Origin of the sequence: Shewanella sp. GutDb-MelDb, from assembly GCF_002836075.1 — a bacterium.
GTDB lineage: Bacteria > Pseudomonadota > Gammaproteobacteria > Enterobacterales > Shewanellaceae > Shewanella.
On the sequence record NZ_PJBM01000166.1, the window covers coordinates 1 to 18,666 of the forward strand.

The following is an 18,666-nucleotide window of genomic DNA, read 5'->3' on the forward strand; positions in this document are numbered from 1 at the left end:
AAATAAACGACATACGCATTTAATTGACGGGAGATTCAATTAAGAGTTCATGTGAAGTAAGTCGTAAACCAGGTTTCAAGAAAACGTATAGGAAATATTTTGAAAAGTGCATTCTCAACCAGCCTAGACTGGGATGCGATAAAAAACGAATATCAAAAAGATTTAAGAGTCAGAGTCGACAATATTTGGACAGCTGAACATGCCAATATGATTGGTCAAAGCTTGGCTAAAAAGACTCAATTTGGACATGCCTACACACAAGATGGCCGCGCGATTGAATCGTCAGAACAAACTTTAGCAAGTATGTCACTGGCCGAACGAAAACAGCTTTTTGGCAATATCTACAAAGATGCTTCTAAGGGAGTAGGATTCTGGTACGGTCGCCATATGGTCAACCCTTCAAGTCCAAAAATCCTAGTTGATGCTAAGGATTACTTAAACTCTGAAGCTGCTCTTGAGAAAATCCGCTATATTTCAGGTCGTTCGGATATAAAACTGGCCAGTGCTCAAGGCACCCGATATACAGCAGGTAATTTTCTCACTCGACACAACGACATATTAGAGCGAGAAGGGCGTATCCTCGCTTTTGTATTGAGCTTCACCCCTAAATGGCACCCTGATTGGGGCGGGCTACTACAGTTTTATCAGAATGACGGTACCCCGCGGGATGCATGGACACCAAAATTTAACTCGATGACTCTATTTGATGTTCGACACGTCCACGCTGTCACCTACCTACCACCATTTTCGCCAATACAACGCCTTTCAATTACAGGTTGGTTTCGAAGCTGTTAAGGCTAGCTATACTATAAAAGGCACTTTACTCAATAGGACTATTTAATGGCTAAATCAATGCTAATGCGATGGATATCTCTTACTTGTGGGCTATCGCTTGTTCTTATTCTTACGAGCGTTGATGCTACGGCTGCAACCCCTCCAGCAGGAGAGCATCATGGGCAAGTTGATATGATAGATGGTCAAGCTATGGCGTGGGAACAAACAAGCCAGCAATGGCTTACTATTGAAGTTTTTTGGCAAAACTGGGTCAACACTCGTGGTGGCCTCACTTGGAAAAGTAGCGAACAGTACCCAACCTATGAGCAAGTTAAAGAGCAAGATACCTTCCTAGTCGAATTAAATGGCGGCACTTGCATGATGGAGTTTTGGCACGGTCGCTGGCGCCGAGCAAACGATGTTCGCCGCTGGGACGATGCTTTTAATGACTACTCAGCCTGCCCTCGAGTGTTAGACTAGTTTTTGCCATCGGGAGTGAGCCCTGCAATTCGACCTCTACCGCCCACTGTTCACTGTAGAGGAGTCACTTTTGGTGAAAGCAAATAATGGTTATTCCCCCGGCAAAATAAATTACACAAAACAAGGCGCTGTAAAAGGTTCAGCTAGTATTTGATTTAACTTAGTTGTTTCTAACAAGCTCACACCTTAAGCCGAAACTTCTGACGCCGTTTCGATTGTCACGTAATATTTCTTACTACTAATACTTCGTTATTAATATCCGAGTTAACTTTCATCATGTCAGAAACTTCATTTGAACGGGCTAAGCGCTCATTTATTGCTGCAATATGGGCGACGCTAGCGAGCATATCCCTAGGGTTAGCCTTTAAAATTTGGCTAGCACAATGGGTCGCCAAAAGTGATCTTGCGCTCTACCACACCGTTGTCGACATTATCTCCTTATCCTTGATCCTTTTAAGTGGTTTTAGAAGCTCCATGGTCGTGAGTTTTTCCCAAACAAAAAACGCGCAGGATATTACCAATATTTTTCGCTACTCACTCATCTTAATGGTGCTGCTGACTTGGGGGGTAGTGCTGCCTTATATCAAACATCAGCTCAAGATTGATGTCGAATACGTACAGCTGGTGGGTATTATTCTCGGCATGGGTTTTAAAGTGTATTTCACCAATCAAATTGGTATGTATCGACTTTATCATATTGCCAATAAAGCGATTTGGATTGAACCATTAGTGCAGATACTGCTGTTCTTAGTGTGTTACTACGCCCTGCACCAAAGTGCGATATCCTCGCTGTTTTTCAGCCTAATGCTCTCTAGTATAGCCGTTGCCTGCTACATGTTTATTCAACGTCGCAAAGAGATTGCCACCACCCCTTTTGCCCCCGTCCAACTCGACCCAGAGATGCGTAATTTTGTAAAAAAAAGCATGCTGTCTTCTTTAGAGGTCGGTGCTAGCATTTTGATGATCTACATTACCGTTCTACTGACCGTGGGTTACTTTACAGTGGATGAACTCGGAGATTTTCAAGTCGTTGTTAGACCCTTGTTTGCTTATATGACACTGCTATTTATCTTTCCTGTTTATCGCTATATTCTACCTGAAATAGCGCAGTGTCTCCGTGAGGGGGAGTATGAACAGATAGCCAAAATGCGACGTTGGTTTTATAGCTTAGGCGTCACAATAAGCTGTTTGTTTTTACTGAGCATGATATTTTTCAGTGAAGAACTCGTCACGCTTATCTTCCCAGCCACTTACGCTTCTGCAGCGCCAGTATTGATGCATTTCTCACTGTTCTTTGGTTTTATGATGTTAAATGCCTTTCAGATAGCCTATATCAAAGCCCACGGCCACTTTATGCAGAGTTTGTCGATTCGTATCGCTGGAATCGTCACTTTGGTTGCTATGTTTTATATTTTACGGGTTTTCACTGATAACGTGGTCGCAGTTATCCTCGCGATGGGGTGTGGTTATGTGCTGATGTTTATCATTTCGAGTGTGATGGAATATCGCCTAGTCAAACAACATAAACTAGCCTCTAACTAGAGCGATAATCTATTCTATGTCACTAAGGCTTAAGCTGCTGACAGATCGTATCAATAAACCATTGATAACGACTGGGCAGCTGCCGCTGCTTCTTGGTCACCATATAAAGCTCTTCAGCAACGTCTGACAAGGTGTTCGCAACAAAAAGTGGCTCAGGGTATTCATCCACCACTATCTGCGGTAGAACGGTAAAACCTAAGCCTTTAGAGACGGGTAACAAAATTTGATTCAACTGATTGATATAACCCCGTTGCTTGAGTTTATTCATCCCTGAAAATTCATTGCCAAAATGGGCGCTCAATAGTTGCTCTGCATAATAATGGCCATCGGGATGATTGATAAAGCCTATCTTTTCCAATAAAGACAAGGTTACGTTAGCTCCGCTATAGCTTGGCGGTAACACTAAGCATAGTGCCTGTTTGCCTAAATATTGTTGTTTAAGCTCCAATGAAGATTGCTGTTGCGTCACAATACCAACGTCCACACTATTATCTAAAATACTATTAATAATGGCGCTGTTCGGCGCAGCCTCTAGGGAAACTTGAAGCTGTTCATGCTGTAATTGATATTGCACAAAACGAGGGTAAAAGTGCATGGCTAATGCGCCAGAGCAAGCAAAGCGGCAGATCCCACTATGAGGCTCATCGACTTGGAGTTGCTGCAGTAGACGCTCCTCCTCTGCAATTTTTCCTTTGGCATAAGCCAGTAATTGCAGGCCCGCATCCGTCAGTTCAAAACTTTTGCCCTTTCGGGTTAATAACAAAGTGCCAACTTGATTTTCAAGCTTATTAATATGCTGACTCACGCCAGGCTGAGTCATAAACAATTGTTCTGCAGTGCGAGTAAAATGGCCTACCTCGGCGAGTGTCACAAACGTTATTAACCATTGTTGATTCAGCATTAATACTCCCTTCTAATTTTAAGCTACCAATATGATAACAAGTAATTATTAAAATGCTAATTATTGATAACTCAGTCTAATTCTTATTGCTGACTATACTGAATGCACCGAAACAACAACTCGCTGACAAAGGTACTCAAATGACAAAAGCATATCCACGCACGTTTTCACATATTGGTATTTCCGATCCCGATATCGAGGCGCGGTAAATTTCTATACTGAAGTGCTTGGTTGGTATTTAATCATGGAGCCTACTGATGTCATTAAAGATGATAGCGCTATTGGTGAAATGTGTACTGACGTATTTGGGGCGGGCTGGGGTTCTTTTAAGATAGCGCATATGTCAACGGGTGACAGAATTGGGGTTGAGTTATTTCAATTCAAAAACCAAGAAAATCCTGAAAACAACTTCGAGTATTGGAAAACAGGTGTGTTCTATTTTTGCGTCCAAGATCCTGACGTTGAAGGCCTAGCAGAGAAGATTGTGGCTGCGGGAGGTAAAAAGCGTATGAAGGCACCTAGATACTATTACCCTAGTGAAAAACCATACCGTATGCTCTACATGGAAGATCCGTTCGGCAATATTCTCGAGATCTACAGCCACAGTTACGAGCTAGGCTCAGCAAATAGTATTTGGTTGGTTTCCTAGCCCACCAATTCCGGTTTAGGCTTAATATTTTCTGCTTCAATAAAGACTTGATTACGGCCATTATCTTTCGCTTTATAGAGTGCCATATCTGCAACTGCCGCAAACTTAATCATATCGTCATGTTCTGTAGGAATGATACTTGCTACCCCTACACTTACCGTCACATAAGGCCCTGTAAAAGAGCTGGCATGCGGAATATTGAGAACTTCGACATTGCTACAGCAACGTTGTGCTGGAGAGAAGCAATCACGAGTATCGGGTAATAGCACCACAAACTCCTCTCCGCCGTAACGAGCAACGACATCACTTGGACGATGCAATGCTTCAGCAATAGCTTGGGCAACTTCGATTAAACACTGATCGCCAGCAAGATGGCCATAGGAATCGTTGTAGCTCTTAAAGTTATCAATATCGATCATCAATAACGCCAATCGCGTTTTATTCTTTATGGCTAATTGCCACTCTCTTTGAAATGCCTCATCAAAAAAACGCCGATTACCAATTCGAGTCAAACTGTCAGTCATTGATAATGCTTCGAGCTTCTTCTTAGCAAGATTAAGATCTCGTGTACGCTCCTTTACTTGTATATCAATCATATGTGTATGACGCATGATAAAAAACACATAAATGGCTAAAGCTAGCGTCGCCGATATCCCAAAAGCACCGACTAAGTAAGGGAAAGCGGTGCGTCGTTCTGCAATATAACCTTCACTTGGCATTGCATGAATTTGCCATTGACGTCCACTAAAACGCATTAGTGGCCGTTGATAAACAATTTCACTGTTATTTTGGTGCAAATCAATCGACTCATTGTCGCGTAAATTACTGTATAACGCCTGATGCTTATCATTAGTGATATCTTCGAGCGTGTAGTCAATCCCTTGTACCCAGGTTCGCTTAATGGCGCTATCGAACATATCTGCAATACGAAAAACACCGCCAATAAAGCCTAACAATCGTTGTTGGCGTTTGATCAGTGTATTGGGCTCACCTTGGTAGATAGGGAGAAATATAAAGACACCAGTTTGATCATTTTCCTGCACCAGTTTGACCCCAGCAGAGGCCATTGATGTGCCTATATCCCGAGACTTATTGAGTAGTGTCATAAACTCACTTTCCGATCCAAAATCAAAGCCTAATGCAGTTTCATTACCCGCGAATGGCTCTAAATACAAAACAGGAAAATGCTGGGAGCGAGACGTGGCCGTCACCAAGTTTTGATCCATGGTTCTTTCGGTGAATTCAAAGTCTGGATAAAACGTATGTTGGCGAGTTTCCATTGCCAATCGGTCTAGCGCATCAACCCTTGGGATCCACTCTAACGCTTGAATATTGCGATGACGCATAAGGAAACTGGTAGCAACCTGCTTAAACTCTTCACGGCTTACGTTATCGGAGCTAATAAAAACCCCTTTTAGCGCATGCAGCACCTCAATATTAAGCATTATTTCTTGTTCTAAAACTCGCGCTTTATCGTCAATATCTTGAGTAAACTCCACTTCAATAGCGCGAGTTTCTTCAACATAAAGCCGTATGCCAATAGCGACGGAAATAACAATACTCACTAATGTAGTAAACAATAAAACGGACAAAGATAAGGTTTTCATAGCGCCCAATTTTCACTTTAAAAGGCCATGTTATTCATGGCTCTCTATATTATTTAACCTTTAAAAAATTAACCTATCCCCATGGCATATCGACGTATAGCCTCACTAAAGTGTCTTTATCCCAAGGTAAAATAGCCAGATAGTCGGGATCATTTTTATCTCGGTTATCAAAAGGATCAAGATTATATTCGGTATGTTCGACACTCAGTTTGATTAAGCTATCTTCAATCCAGCTATCAGAATGATAACTAAATACAGCCGAGTATTTATTCTCTAACCAGTCGCTGCCATCATTCCATGTTTGCGCGCCGGCATAAATATCAAATGACTCACCCAGCATAATTCGAGTGTCTGCCGCGACGGAGTAAGCGCCAGTTTTGTTCTGGAAGTCCTCTCGGTCATAGCCACGTTCTCTTGGCACATCATCATCTATTTCGAGCATATAATGACCACCAGCAAGCGTTAATCCTGCATAGATTTTGTCACTGTTATAGCGAGCAACAATACCAGGGAATAGCTTTGACTGTTTCTCAACTGAACTCACAGTATTACGCTTACCGTCGAGTGTGACCTGCCATTGCAGGTTCATGGTGGGAGAAAAACGATACAAGTTGCCCTCTACAGACCAAGCCGTTTCAAACCAAATGGGAATATGGTCTGGATCAAGCTTATCTTTATCGTCATCAATAAAGATATCTATATTGCCTTTCCAACTGATATTAGACTGAGTGATATGTTCTACAAAAAAGCCCGCATGCGCGCCTAATGTATGCGAATCAACTTGCTCGACAATAGTATTGTGACCGCCAAATGCGATACGCCAATCAGTACTCTCTGTAGACTCAGCAGTCGCAGGAATGCTCATTGCAGCGCTCATGACTGAACCTATAATTAAATATGATGGTATATTCAAATCCATTTCCCCCAACATGACGTTTAAGTTTTAAAGTTGAACCAATTGAAATTCAATCATAAAAACTAAATAATGACTAAAATTTAGCACAAATCATGCGCTTAATCTGTTTAATCTTAGCTCTGATGTCGCTGAAAAGCTTAAATTAATGGGAAAAAATGACGCGCTGACTCAAACCAATGTTAAACAGACCAAATTCAAGTAGTACACAAACGTCTATTAGTTCCATCAAAAGTAAAAAATAAACACTAATTAAATTCAGTTTGTGAAGCACTACAAACTTTAAAATGAAAAGTCACTTTTCTCATCGAAAGCACTATATAAGTCACACTCTAGTGCATGTCAGAAAGTAAAATTTAAGTCATAATTAAGCATATTGTTTTATTCTTAATAACTATAAATTAAAGTCGCGAAATCTTAATAGCTGTATTTTTCGTTACGATTACACCTTGTCTAAAAAGACAAAGGTCACTTTGAGGACATTAGCTTGATTAAACATATCGCTTTAGCATTAACACTTGTCGTTGCTCCAATGAGCAGCTTTGCGGCGCAATTCATTGAAGGTACGCACTTTACCCAAGTATCAGACAAAGCGCCTAGCAGTGAGCCTAAACTAACTGAGTTTTACTCTCTGTACTGCCACAACTGCTATAACATGGAAAAACAGTATTTAGGTGATATTAAAGCCAGCTTAGATAAATCTGTTAGCTTCGACAGCAAGCACGTCGATTTCATGAACAGTGATATTGGTACAGAAGTTATGCGTTCTTTAGCTGTGATTCAAGCCGTGGGTCAAAAAGATCAACTGACCAATGCAATGTTCGCAGCAATCCAAGGAAACGAAGGTGGTCACGACCATAGTGCTGAAGGCCACGAGCATGAGCAAAAGATCAATAACCGCGATGATATCAAGCAAGTCTTCGCACAGTTTGGTGTTGATGCCGCGCAGTACGACAAAGCCGCAGACAGCAAAGAAACCAATGCTAAACTCGCTTTATGGCGTGCACAGCAACAAGAATTTCAAATTCAAAGCGTTCCAGCATTCGTGGTTAACGACAAGTATGCCGTTAACATGAACTCGGTACGTACTTTAGGTGAACTTATCAACCTTATTAATTACCTAGCGGTAGAACATAAGTAAAATTGCATAAGTTTATTTAGATGATAAAAGGTGCTTAATGGCACCTTTTTTATTGCAACTGTTCACGACATTCCCGCTGAACTGGCTTTTATAAAGCGTTATAGGTATTGCGCTAACAATTGCTGCCAACGCACTAACATCTTTTCCCATGCCTGCTGCGTTGCTTGACGTTGCTCGCCATTGATACCGATTTGGTTGCCATTTTGGACGCGCGTAATCGCCTGCGTGATCCCCTCAACCGACAGCGATTCAATCACTTCATAGCCTTGTTGATGCTTACTCAGCTCTGCAATTTGATCGGCAAGCCCATCAATTTCAGGCAAAATAACATGCCGTCCTGCTGCAATTGATTCCATACACGTGAGCCCAAAAGGCTCCCAGCGCGAGGGGATAACAACCGCATCAGCTGTGTTTAAGAAAGCGGCCACGTCATCAACTTCCCCAACCAGGGTGACTTGAGGCATCGATTTAGCCAGTTGCAGTAACGACTCTCTATCCTCGCCATCTCCCGCTATCGCTAACGTCACCTCTTGCTCGCTAAAGTTCGCCATTGCTTGAATAAGCAGGTCAAAGCCTTTCTGTTTTGCTAATCGACCATAGGCTACAAGCCTCAATGGCGTATACGGCTTTACCCCCGTAAGTGCTATACAGTTAGCGAGCTCTTTTGCTTGTCCAACTCGCGCGACTTTTTTTTCGTTTAGCGCGCCAAACTCAACTAACCAATCAGCTTGCTGATCAGAAACAGTCAGCACCTTATCCATCAATCTGTAACCCAGCTTGAGCATCAGCTTAAAACGATAAGGATGACGCACACAGTGGCGCATAAACTCACGACAATAATGATGTTCTTGATACAGCAAAGGAGTCGACCTATTCGCCAGTTTTAGTATCACGAGGGCGGGGATTTTTCGCCAACTTATGGCTCCGTGAATAACAATGATATTAGCGTCATAGCGGGTCAGTTGCAGTTGTGACAGTTCGATATGCCGCAGCTGAAAATCAAAGTGCTGATTTAGCCTTGAGGCAGCAAGACTCTCTAGCGCCAAATTGACGCCACCGAGTTTTACATCATCGATAAGGTGGATAACCTTTGGTCGCAATAGCTTACCTTTATTTGTTCACCAATAAAGGTAAGTTAATTTAAAGCCCTCAAAGATAAAAGCTTTGTTTCACAATAAAACGTAGAAATGCTAATTACGAATAAAATCGAGCAGATGTAAACAGGCAAAAACAATATGTACGCCGATAAAACCAATAAAGCCTTTAGCACAAATAATGTGGTAACTGCGCCACAAAAGCGCATCACTTGAGCCTTGTGTGACAAACCATAAAACCCCCGTCACACCCACGGCCAAAAATATCAGTAAGCCTAAACCTTCAACAATACTAAACAGGCCGCGCCCACCCGCTATAGGTAACTTACCTTTTGTTAGTCCTTTAAAATCACTGATTAACTGAGAAAAATCTGCAACTAACCAGGGGAAATATTGACGCCACTTACCCTTTAAGCAGGTAGTGATTAAGAATGAAAGTGCAATAAAGGCGGCAAATAATCCAAGGTAGACATGGCTAAAATCCCATAAGCTCGCATTCGCCCTTAAGCTGCGGCCGATTAACACCCAGCCACTGGTTAATAGCAGATAAGCAACCGTAAAAATGATAACAATATGCTGCAGAGCGATGCACTTATCTAACAACCGTTGTAATTTTGATTTCGCCATGACGACCTCTGTTGATCCATTAAGTGGCTAACTCACCTTTGTCTCAACCGATAATTGATGGATCTTGTCAGCATAAGCATCGACTTTTAACCAATCGGTGTACTCAATGTTGGTATCTGCTGCCGTTGGCCCCTTGGTCATCCACATAATAAAACGGATAATGCTTCTGTCCACAATACCATAGCTTGGGTAGTTCAGATTACCACCAAACACTTCGGTAAGAGTGGGTGACCACGGCGACTTTTCCATAAATGCCTGCATATATGGATTGGTTGCTGCTGTATTTTTAAGTGGTTTTCTTGCGACTAAATTTACCGAGAAAAAGCTACTAGGTATTTGTTCAAGTGCACTTTGATTGGCTTCAATAAAATCATAAACTGTTGGATTATGTTTGCCATGACGAATACTGGCACCAATAACGACTTTATCGAATTCAGCTAAATCAATATTGTCGCTAATGCTAACGGCGTTAACTTGATGACCTAAAGCGATTAGCTTTTGTTCAAGATAAGCACAAATTTTGCGAGTCTGGCCATGTACGCTTGAATAAACCATAAGAATGTTACTCATCAGGCGGCCCCCTTTAGATAGAAATTCAATTGATTAATCATAGGGGATAATTGAATATTTTTACTTGAATCAGATCACGAGCTACAAAGCGATAATCTGCTTTAACTTTATCTAGCTCACAAAATTAAAAGGGAAATACATTAAGCCTGTATTTCCCTTTGGTTAGTCTGAGGATGCTATTAGAGAGACATCAAAAAATCAACAACTTGAGCACGTTCAGCCGCATTAAGTGCCATAAAGTCATCTGTACTTTGCTGTGCTTCTCCTCCATGCCACAAAATAGCTTCTTCAAGCGTCGCTGCACGGCCATCATGCAAGAAACCGGCTTGTGGGTTTACCGTTTTAGTCAACCCTATTCCCCACAATGGACGAGTGCGCCACTCACTGCCATCAGCAAGAAAATCAGGACGGCCATCAGCAAGACCTTCGCCCATATCATGCAAAAGCATATCGGTAAAAGGGTAAATAGTCTGACTCTTGTGACCTGCAATCATTTCTGCACCACCGATATCACCCGATGCTTTAGTGACAAAGCTTGGCGTATGACAACCGCTGCAATTTAATCGCTCAAACAGACGCGCGCCTTCGCGTACATCCGCATCGGCAACTCTGCGCCTAGCGGGGACAGCCAGCGTCTCTGCATAAAACACCACTGAATCACTAAACTCTGCGTCTGCCTCTGGTTCACCGTCTATTCCAGCACCAGTATCGACAAATCCGCTACGGGTTAAGTAATGGTCATGCAATGAAGTCCCCTTGATACTTTCATCGGGAAACAGTGGATTAGTAATACCAATGTCACCCCGTAATGCACCCAAAGACTGCACTCTGACACTTGGCGTATTTGCCTTCCAACCAAAGCGACCTAAAGAGACAGGATTACTGTCACCTGCTTGTGCTTTAACAGCATCAAATACATAGTTAGCACGCCCCGAGATACCATCATTATTGGCATCATCGCTATCGACTTTTGCCACAATATCGGCCTCTGGAATCGCTTCTAGCAAACCCAAACCAAATACAGGCATACCGTTACGCCATCCCATGAGTACGTCATCTTGCAGTAAGTTAGAGGTAACATTAGCACTTGATTTGGTTTCACCCGGCGCATCATATGGGTTTTCAACATCAAACAGTGGCTTTTTCAAGGTCACGCTACTGCCATCGCTGTAGGTAATGGCTTTTGTTTCATAAGACAGATACACATCAGCCTGGCCAATAAACTTATTTTGCTCCCAATCAGGGCGCGCTTTAAGTACGCCACGATGGAATAGCTGATCACCAAAGTCAGGAACCGCGATAGGAGCACAATAGTTATTAGCGGCAGTACCTTCTAGGCAAGGTTCATCTGGTGCTTTACTTATACGTAAAAAAATCCCAGCTTCAGAGCCGAGTTTAATCCGAGTTTTACCTGCTGCTATTTGGGGTGTTGAGTTGCGACCATCTCGTTGATGACAAGAGTTACAGTCGGCATTATTAAACACAGGTCCAAGGCCATCTAGCTCTGGATGTGCATCATTGGGAGCCGTCGTAAATGCGGTTTCAAAGCCAAGGTCGCCCTCTAAGTGTAACTCAAGTTCAGCTGCCGTAAGATTAGGGGAAGGAGTAGAAAAACCATGACCTGATTCGGAGGCATCAAAGGTGGTGGTATCACCACCACTGGCAGTAATATCAGTATAAGAAGGATAAACTTTCTCTTCAGGCGTGGGCGTAGTCTCATCACCGCTACCGCCACATGCCGATAAACTGAGTACACTTGCAATCACGAGTGCGTTTAGCTTTATGTTTAGCTTTATGTTCGTATTATTGATTTTATTATTTTTAATTATCATTTGCGTTACCACACACGTTTTATCTTAAATTAGTATTTTGATTCTGTTATTTAAGACACAACAAAAAACTAAGATAAATCACATGAAAAAGAAGGCACTGAGGAGTTACTCAATGCCTTTTCAACAGACTATATATTTACACTTTCCACGTTTTAAGCAGTGGCAGCACATCAGATTCTAGACTGGTTTGCAGCTTTGAAAGAGCATCAACAGCAGTTTGAATACGCTTGCGCCCTTCGACATCGGAGATCGCTTGACGGAAAGGCATTTTATTAGCACCTTCAATGGCTTGAATCGTCAAAATAGCGTTTGATATTTCAGTACCCACTCGTGCCGCCATGTCTTTATCAGCCGCAGCAACAAAATCCACAATACCTTGCTTATCTGCAGCACCAGCTAACTCACCTTGATAAACATTACGCACACCAATGATGTTATTACTAAAGTCTGTCAGTGAATTCCATGAGTATTGAGATTCAACTTTAGAGGTGTCAGCACTGCTTGTGTCAGCACCGAATGGGTCGGCAATTTTACCGTTTCCCACTTCATCAACAATGCCGATCATGCCTTTGATTAGCTCTTCAACAACACCCACATTTGAGCTGTAGAAAGTATTATCTTGAGTACCAGGAGTCTTAAGCAGTTCACCATAGGCTTTACCTGTACTAGCATCGTGACTTATTAGCCATGCATCATCCAATTTTTCAGTGTAATCACGGAATACAGCAGCAAGACCCATTAGGTAATCACGCTCATTAGCCGTTAAATCAGCGATCATTTTGGTGTTTGTGGTCACACCGTCACCGAATAATAGGTATTCCATCGTATGGAAACCTTGCACATCATCATTCCAACCTTTAATGGTTTCCGCATCAAAACCTGTTGTAGTAGACAATACCGATGTTAAATCAGTGGTATTTAGTGGCCAGCTGTCTAAATGTGGATCGATACCAAGTGAGTCAACAGGACCAAAAATATGAGATTCTCCCTGCTCCCAAGGTTGGCGAGCTGCTTTCCAAGCTTCTTGTACGGCAACTAGATTAGCTTGTGAAGGCGTTGCCACCAATGTTTGAGTTGATGCAAACAATGCAGCACCGCGAGCCGCCAGATCGGTATAACCAGCAACAATGACATCGTCAGTCAGGTTGGTTACCATCTCTGTTGCTGTAAATGAGAAAGTTTTATCAGCTTCTGGTGTTGGCGTGCTATCAGAGCCCGAACCGCCACATGCAGCAAGTGCAGAAATAAGTGCTATAGCAACCACTGAATGAGTAAAGTGTTTCATTAAAAACTCCATTTTTTTAACTTAATAAATTTAATTAATTGGGCTAATTGAATTAGCGAATAAATAGTTGATTATTTACAACGAAAATTGATAACCCACGCCAAGCGCAAAGAAATTGGTATCTGGAATAGAAGCAATAGCCACTTGCTGTACACCCGCTTCAGCCTTGATAACGATTTCAGGAATAGGAAAATAGTTAATACCCGCACTGATCCACGTGTTTTCATAACGCTTGGTGGCAATGCCTGTTTCAACTTCTTTCAATGGGTTTGAATAATCGATGTTGGCAAAGATCGTAATTGGGATCGGAGTGAAATGACCTAAATCGACACCCGCCTCAACGAAGAAAGCTTCAGACTCGCTACCGAGTTGCGCGAAGTTACCCGGTTTTAGACCTGGCGTGGTTTTGTTTGCTTGAGTAATAGCATCAGAATCGCTCAAGGTGCCGTTAAGGTATTGGCCACGTACAGTCCATGGGCCTTCGACAAATGCACCAGCGATTGAAAATATGCTGACAGTACCATCTGAACTCAACTTATTGGTTTTATGGCGATTACCACTGGTGTTGCCGTAGTAATATGAAACACCCACCGCAGAACCTGTTTTGAAGTTGCCGTAATCAAGACGAGCAACATAAGCCAGATCATCAGCATTTACATGTTCAAAACGCTTTTGGTGGCCCGATGCAGCCCAATCATAGGTCCGAAAATACTCAGAGTTTAATCCACTAACCACTTGTGCTTGATAGTGGAAATTAGCAACTTCACCAAAAATACCGATACCATTTTCATTCCATACCGCTGGCAACATTGCCGCTTCACTTTTATGGCGTTGCACTGTCAGGTATTGGCTAGGTTTATGGAGGGTGCTGCTAAGGCCAACGGGTAGATGGATATTACCGAACTTAACCCCAAACGCAGCGCTTGGGCGATATCGGATCTCGGCTTTTTCAATCATCACTTCGCCGCCAGCTTCAACTTCAGCTTCAAACTCACCGAATTCATCAAAACCATCGTATTCGAGTGAAGAACCGGTTCCACCATGCTCATACTCAATCTCAACTTCCATATCCCAGTCATCATTAAACTGATAGCCAAACTCAGTCACAATGCGTTCTAGGTCAAAACGTCCACGACGTTCAGGCGTTGTATCTTGGACGTTATCGTAATATTCATCACTGGTGTAAATCAGGCTGCCGTATGACTTAAATGAAAACTTGCTGAACTTACTATTAACCGACTCCGCTTTAACGGTCGCTATCGCTTCTTGTTGTTCTAACCGTTGTTGCTGGTGCTGTTCAGTTTGGGCTTGCTGTTGTTGTGCGAGCTCCTTTAACTGGACTTTAAGTTCAGTCAGTTCTGCTTCTTGCTTAGCAATCGCTGCGGCGAGTACTTCAGGATCTGTTGCTGACATTGCATTAGCGCTAAAGACAGTTGCTATCGTTGCAGCCAATATATTCAGCTTTACATGCTTAGACATGTTTTTCATAAAACAGCTCTCAGTTGATTCTTTGCTGGAAAGCCAGCATCCCTTAAATTCGCCGTCAAAATACTATGAATGAGAACGATTTGCATTATTCTTTACAATACAATTTACAATGAGCTTACATTGGACACTAAAAATCAACAGTTGCAACGCTTAAAAACGAGGCGATACATTATTTAAAATCAATGGGGGAAAAACCTATAGCGGAGTGTATAAACCAGATACTGCAGTAACCCATAAATCAGCATCAAGCGCTTTACAGCCAACTGGCCTGGGTGTTAGTGCTTTAATTGCTTATGCCAAATAAGGAAGTGGTTATCAAAAGGTAAAAAGCTGGAAGTAGCGCCAACAGAGTACGCGGTTAACGTGTTAATTTACGAAATATATTCCATTCTAATCAACAGCTAACATAACGATGATAATGTTGATATCACGCGAGTTCAACCCGCTTTATGCTACTTTTTTTCTAGGAGAGTTTTTGAATAGCCCACTGCACCTTAGTATTAATTGAGTATATACTGCTCGTCCTTTCGCCGGATCACATGGACCGTTTAAATGAAAAACAACCCGCAGAAGCTACTGCTTTGGATGACGTTTATCATGTCATTAGTCTTTGCTGTATGGCAGGTATTACTCAACAACTTTGTTATTGAACGCGCTCAATTCACTGGTGCTGAAATTGGTATATTGCAAAGCTTGAGAGAAGTTCCTGGGTTTCTTGCGTTTACCGCGATCTTTGTCTTACTACTGATAAAAGAGCAAGCGTTTGCATTATTGTCACTGGCACTACTGTGTATCGGTGTGGCTGTCACGGGTTTCTTTCCGCAAGTGCTCGGGCTTTATATCACCACCGTATTAATGTCGATTGGTTTTCACTATTTTGAAACCATCAATCAATCACTGACGCTGCAATGGGTTGAAAAGAAAAATACCGCCGAATTTTTAGGCAAAGCACTGGCATGGCGCAGTGCCGCTGCATTGATAGGTTACGGCAGTATTTGGCTAGTCATGAGCTGGCTAAAACTCGACTACCAATGGATGTACGCCATCATTGGTACTTTAGGGCTCATAATGGTGATAACCATTCGTCTATACTTTCCTACCTTTAAACAAGGAGAGGTACAGCACAAGAAAATAATCTTGCGAAAACGCTACTGGTTATACTATATGCTGACTTTTTTCTCAGGCGCGAGAAGACAGATATTCATGGTATTTGCGGGCTTTATGATGGTTGAAAAATTTGGCTATAGCATTAGTCAAATTACCTCACTCTTTTTAATTAACTATGTGGTTAATCTCTTTTTTGCCCCCGCGATTGGCCGATTTATTGCTCGAATTGGTGAACGAAATGCACTGACTATTGAGTATTTAGGGCTTATTGCAGTCTTTACCAGTTATGCAGTCGTTGAGCATGCAGAAGCCGCTGCCGCACTGTACGTGATTGACCACCTTTTGTTTGCGATGGCGATTGCCGTAAAAACCTATTTCCAGAAAATTGCCGATCCCAAAGATATCGCCGCTACCATGTCGGTAAGTTTCACCATTAACCACATTGCAGCCGTTATCATCCCTGTACTGCTAGGGCTATTGTGGTTAACCTCACCTTCATTGGTATTCTATATCGGCGCAGGCTTTGCGGTGTGTTCACTCATACTGGCCATGAATGTGCCTCGCCACCCTAAACAAGGTGAAGAGGTCGCGCTATTTGGCAAAATGCCACCACTTGTCAAAGCCGACAAATAGCTAGACAATTAACGCCCTGATTGGCATAAATTTTATAACAAAGAGGAATTAGGTTGATGGTTGAAACAGTTAAAGATACTAGAAATCACCCGCTGAAATCATCAGTCAGTGATAACGTAAAGTCAGCTGATGTTTCGGCCAGAAAAAAAGCCTTATTGCTTGGGCGCATGCTTGGGCTTGCCAGCGAAGATGATTACCGCCCCAGCAGCGCCTCCATTGCAGAGCGTTCTGCCTATAGAGCACAAAAACTCTCTAGCCAATATCAGTCAAATTTAGAAACAATTTATAAGATTGCGATAAGCCAAACCCCGTCAGATGTCACAGGTGTGGATCTCGACCCCGATTGGGCACATCAGTTTTTTCAGCTGGCTGAACAAATTCATAATCGTAAAATGCAGGAGTTATGGGGCAGAATTCTAGCCAGTGAAATCACCATTCCAGGTAACTTTAGTTTACGTACATTAGCCACTTTGAAGCAGCTTACCCATAAAGAGGCGCAGGTATTAGAAAAAGCCCTTGGGATGTCAGTGTTGGTCAACAATGAGAGTAAGTTAAAACTGGTTATTGGCTTTAAACACGCCAGTGGTTTAGGACACTTTTTTAAGAAATCGACTCAGACAAATATTGGTCTATCGCAGTTTGGCTTACCCTATTCCAATATCTTAACCTTGATTGAGGCTGGCATTTTACATCGCAGTGAATTGGAAACGGGATTATTGAGTAGTAAGAAGCCAATTAATTTCGCCCTAAGTAACATCAAGCTCAAACTGACCCCCAAAACCGGTCAACTCTTTTTCAATTATTACCGTTTTACCCCTGTGGGCGACGAGCTAGCACAGTTAATTCACTTTAATACTGACACCAATTATATTAAGGCATTAAAAGCGGTATTTGCGCAAGATTTCAGAATTGAGTAAACTTCAGCTAAGAAGAACACCTTACCTTAAAGGAGACACTGCCTCCATTAAGGTAAGAAAGTAAAATCAATGCTGCACTGTTTTTACTTTACGTTTGATCATACTCGGCAACCCTGCAGATATAATCGCGAGTAATTTAAGACCTAGATGATAAATTTTGTATATGGTTCGACTACGTTGTCGCTATAACCATTTGATTAAAATCATCTTCGCTAAAGCTGGCATTGGATTTTAAAACCTCAACTAACAACTCTTTGACCTTGCTACTATTTAACGCCTCAGTCAGTGCATCGTGGGTAAATTCAATTAGAGACAGCACTTCATCACCTTCTTTACCAATCACATCACCAATACTCAAAAGCAAATCACTGAGTTGTGATACGTTGGCATTACCCTCGTGGAAATCACAAAGGGCAATAAACTCTGATGAGTTAAAATCTTCATATTCTACAAACTCAATCTCATCTTTATCCCATAAGTTCCAATACATATCACCATTCCAATATTCCACTGATAGTGTCATAAAAGCGAATGCATCTTGACTTAGGTAATGTTTCAATTGAATGCTGCGTTGATTAATAAGCGTTATGAGTACGCTCTCGAAACGACCGATTAGCTCTTGTTTTTCAACCACAAAATAATACTCACTAACTATTTGAGCTTATACTCTACAAGTTATGAGTAAGAGTAACAAGTCATTAGACTATCACCAATTTTCACTATCTAGCCCCCACGTCTTCTTCAAATACCGAGCTCTATTATAGAGTACAGCTAGATCTCAACAATAAGCCACACACGCTTAGTCGTAAACGAATAGACATTAGTTAATTCACACTTTAGATATTGCAACAAGCCCCTAGCGGCTTGATGATTAAGTTCTTTACAGTAGGATGGCGGCAGAGCCGCCACTCGATTTCCTTAGCTGACTTTAAATAGTATTTTTTGGCTTTACTTTCCAATCTTTGGATTATCGTTGAGCAAAGCAAGGAGAGGCACTAACTTCAATCGAAGTCATCATTTGCGTTTCTCCATTAACAAAGTTCTTCTAATTGTATTGCAACGGGAGACCAGCTGGAAGTGGGCTCACTTTCGTGCCAGACACAAGG

Annotated in this window: 16 protein-coding genes and 1 pseudogene; 7 read left to right on the top strand and 10 right to left on the bottom strand. The window is 42.1% G+C overall.

The features are described 5' to 3' along the window. Nucleotides 1–99 precede the first annotated feature (99 nt). From CXF82_RS07570 to CXF82_RS07580, 3 genes are all read left to right on the top strand, one after another. Nucleotides 100–795: a 2OG-Fe(II) oxygenase family protein gene (locus CXF82_RS07570; protein WP_102038372.1), complete on the top strand. Its 696-nt coding sequence runs from the start codon at nucleotides 100–102 to the stop codon at nucleotides 793–795. Nucleotides 796–840: 45 nt separating this feature from the next. Next, the gene (locus CXF82_RS07575; RefSeq protein ID WP_102038373.1) at nucleotides 841–1,254 is read left to right on the top strand and encodes a hypothetical protein; all 414 of its coding nucleotides are present in this window, start codon (nucleotides 841–843) and stop codon (nucleotides 1,252–1,254) included. Nucleotides 1,255–1,530: 276 nt separating this feature from the next. Further along, nucleotides 1,531–2,796, top strand: coding sequence for an MATE family efflux transporter (locus CXF82_RS07580; protein ID WP_180961004.1), 1,266 nt, complete (start codon nucleotides 1,531–1,533; stop codon nucleotides 2,794–2,796). 22 nt (nucleotides 2,797–2,818) lie between these two features. Here the strand turns inward: CXF82_RS07580 and CXF82_RS07585 are convergent, their stop codons facing one another. Continuing rightward, on the bottom strand, nucleotides 2,819–3,697 hold the full coding sequence (locus CXF82_RS07585; protein WP_102038375.1) for a LysR family transcriptional regulator: 879 nt from the start codon (nucleotides 3,695–3,697) through the stop codon (nucleotides 2,819–2,821). A gap of 140 nt (nucleotides 3,698–3,837) precedes the next feature. Between CXF82_RS07585 and CXF82_RS07590 the strand changes: the two are divergent. Then, nucleotides 3,838–4,346, top strand: a pseudogene (locus CXF82_RS07590) (lactoylglutathione lyase family protein). Here the strand turns inward: CXF82_RS07590 and CXF82_RS07595 are convergent. Together CXF82_RS07595 and CXF82_RS07600 are read right to left on the bottom strand one after the other, a co-directional pair. Beyond that, the gene (locus CXF82_RS07595; RefSeq protein WP_102038376.1) at nucleotides 4,343–5,953 is read right to left on the bottom strand and encodes a diguanylate cyclase domain-containing protein; all 1,611 of its coding nucleotides are present in this window, start codon (nucleotides 5,951–5,953) and stop codon (nucleotides 4,343–4,345) included. The pseudogene CXF82_RS07590 and the gene CXF82_RS07595 sit on opposite strands and share 4 nt — an antisense overlap. A 73-nt stretch (nucleotides 5,954–6,026) precedes the next feature. Continuing rightward, on the bottom strand, nucleotides 6,027–6,830 hold the full coding sequence (locus CXF82_RS07600; RefSeq protein WP_101091382.1) for a hypothetical protein: 804 nt from the start codon (nucleotides 6,828–6,830) through the stop codon (nucleotides 6,027–6,029). A gap of 523 nt (nucleotides 6,831–7,353) precedes the next feature. Here CXF82_RS07600 and CXF82_RS07605 point away from each other — a divergent pair. Then, nucleotides 7,354–8,007, top strand: coding sequence for a thiol:disulfide interchange protein DsbA/DsbL (locus CXF82_RS07605; protein ID WP_101091381.1), 654 nt, complete (start codon nucleotides 7,354–7,356; stop codon nucleotides 8,005–8,007). Nucleotides 8,008–8,105: 98 nt separating this feature from the next. Here the strand turns inward: CXF82_RS07605 and CXF82_RS07610 are convergent, their stop codons facing one another. The 6 genes from CXF82_RS07610 to CXF82_RS07635 all read right to left on the bottom strand — a co-directional run bounded on the left by CXF82_RS07610 (nucleotide 8,106) and on the right by CXF82_RS07635 (nucleotide 14,903). Next, complete coding sequence (locus tag CXF82_RS07610; protein ID WP_102043946.1) at nucleotides 8,106–9,107, bottom strand: glycosyltransferase; 1,002 nt, start codon at nucleotides 9,105–9,107, stop codon at nucleotides 8,106–8,108. A 90-nt stretch (nucleotides 9,108–9,197) separates the two neighbouring features. Beyond that, nucleotides 9,198–9,728: a cytochrome b/b6 domain-containing protein gene (locus tag CXF82_RS07615; protein ID WP_102038378.1), complete on the bottom strand. Its 531-nt coding sequence runs from the start codon at nucleotides 9,726–9,728 to the stop codon at nucleotides 9,198–9,200. A 27-nt stretch (nucleotides 9,729–9,755) separates the two neighbouring features. Continuing rightward, nucleotides 9,756–10,298, bottom strand: a complete 543-nt coding sequence (hemG, locus tag CXF82_RS07620; RefSeq protein ID WP_101091378.1) for a menaquinone-dependent protoporphyrinogen IX dehydrogenase — start codon at nucleotides 10,296–10,298, stop codon at nucleotides 9,756–9,758. A 179-nt stretch (nucleotides 10,299–10,477) separates the two neighbouring features. Further along, a complete protein-coding gene (locus CXF82_RS07625) occupies nucleotides 10,478–12,130 on the bottom strand; it encodes a di-heme oxidoredictase family protein (RefSeq protein ID WP_102043947.1) in 1,653 nt (550 codons plus the stop codon). Between the two features lie 136 nt (nucleotides 12,131–12,266). Next, nucleotides 12,267–13,415: an imelysin family protein gene (locus CXF82_RS07630; RefSeq protein WP_101091376.1), complete on the bottom strand. Its 1,149-nt coding sequence runs from the start codon at nucleotides 13,413–13,415 to the stop codon at nucleotides 12,267–12,269. 75 nt (nucleotides 13,416–13,490) lie between these two features. After that, nucleotides 13,491–14,903: a hypothetical protein gene (locus CXF82_RS07635; protein WP_374702319.1), complete on the bottom strand. Its 1,413-nt coding sequence runs from the start codon at nucleotides 14,901–14,903 to the stop codon at nucleotides 13,491–13,493. Nucleotides 14,904–15,455: 552 nt separating this feature from the next. Between CXF82_RS07635 and CXF82_RS07640 the strand changes: the two genes are divergently transcribed. Further along, nucleotides 15,456–16,643 (top strand): MFS transporter, encoded by a 1,188-nt coding sequence (locus tag CXF82_RS07640; protein WP_101091375.1) that lies wholly within the window; start codon nucleotides 15,456–15,458, stop codon nucleotides 16,641–16,643. Between the two features lie 56 nt (nucleotides 16,644–16,699). After that, entirely contained in the window at nucleotides 16,700–17,560 is an 861-nt protein-coding gene (locus tag CXF82_RS07645) for a TIGR03899 family protein (RefSeq protein WP_101091374.1), read from the top strand. A 172-nt stretch (nucleotides 17,561–17,732) separates the two neighbouring features. Here the strand turns inward: CXF82_RS07645 and CXF82_RS07650 are convergent, their stop codons facing one another. Further along, nucleotides 17,733–18,194, bottom strand: coding sequence for a hypothetical protein (locus CXF82_RS07650; protein WP_101091373.1), 462 nt, complete (start codon nucleotides 18,192–18,194; stop codon nucleotides 17,733–17,735). Between the last annotated feature and the right edge of the window lie 472 nt (nucleotides 18,195–18,666).

Coding starts and splice junctions, on each gene's coding strand:
- CXF82_RS07585 (WP_102038375.1), bottom strand. CDS start 3,697: ATGCTGAATCAACAATGGTTAATAACGTTTGTGACACTCGCCGAGGTA.
- CXF82_RS07625 (WP_102043947.1), bottom strand. CDS start 12,130: ATGATAATTAAAAATAATAAAATCAATAATACGAACATAAAGCTAAAC.
- CXF82_RS07575 (WP_102038373.1), top strand. CDS start 841: ATGGCTAAATCAATGCTAATGCGATGGATATCTCTTACTTGTGGGCTA.
- CXF82_RS07595 (WP_102038376.1), bottom strand. CDS start 5,953: ATGAAAACCTTATCTTTGTCCGTTTTATTGTTTACTACATTAGTGAGT.
- CXF82_RS07635 (WP_374702319.1), bottom strand. CDS start 14,903: ATGAAAAACATGTCTAAGCATGTAAAGCTGAATATATTGGCTGCAACG.
- CXF82_RS07645 (WP_101091374.1), top strand. CDS start 16,700: ATGGTTGAAACAGTTAAAGATACTAGAAATCACCCGCTGAAATCATCA.
- hemG (WP_101091378.1), bottom strand. CDS start 10,298: ATGAGTAACATTCTTATGGTTTATTCAAGCGTACATGGCCAGACTCGC.
- CXF82_RS07630 (WP_101091376.1), bottom strand. CDS start 13,415: ATGAAACACTTTACTCATTCAGTGGTTGCTATAGCACTTATTTCTGCA.
- CXF82_RS07615 (WP_102038378.1), bottom strand. CDS start 9,728: ATGGCGAAATCAAAATTACAACGGTTGTTAGATAAGTGCATCGCTCTG.
- CXF82_RS07580 (WP_180961004.1), top strand. CDS start 1,531: ATGTCAGAAACTTCATTTGAACGGGCTAAGCGCTCATTTATTGCTGCA.
- CXF82_RS07640 (WP_101091375.1), top strand. CDS start 15,456: ATGAAAAACAACCCGCAGAAGCTACTGCTTTGGATGACGTTTATCATG.
- CXF82_RS07600 (WP_101091382.1), bottom strand. CDS start 6,830: ATGAGCGCTGCAATGAGCATTCCTGCGACTGCTGAGTCTACAGAGAGT.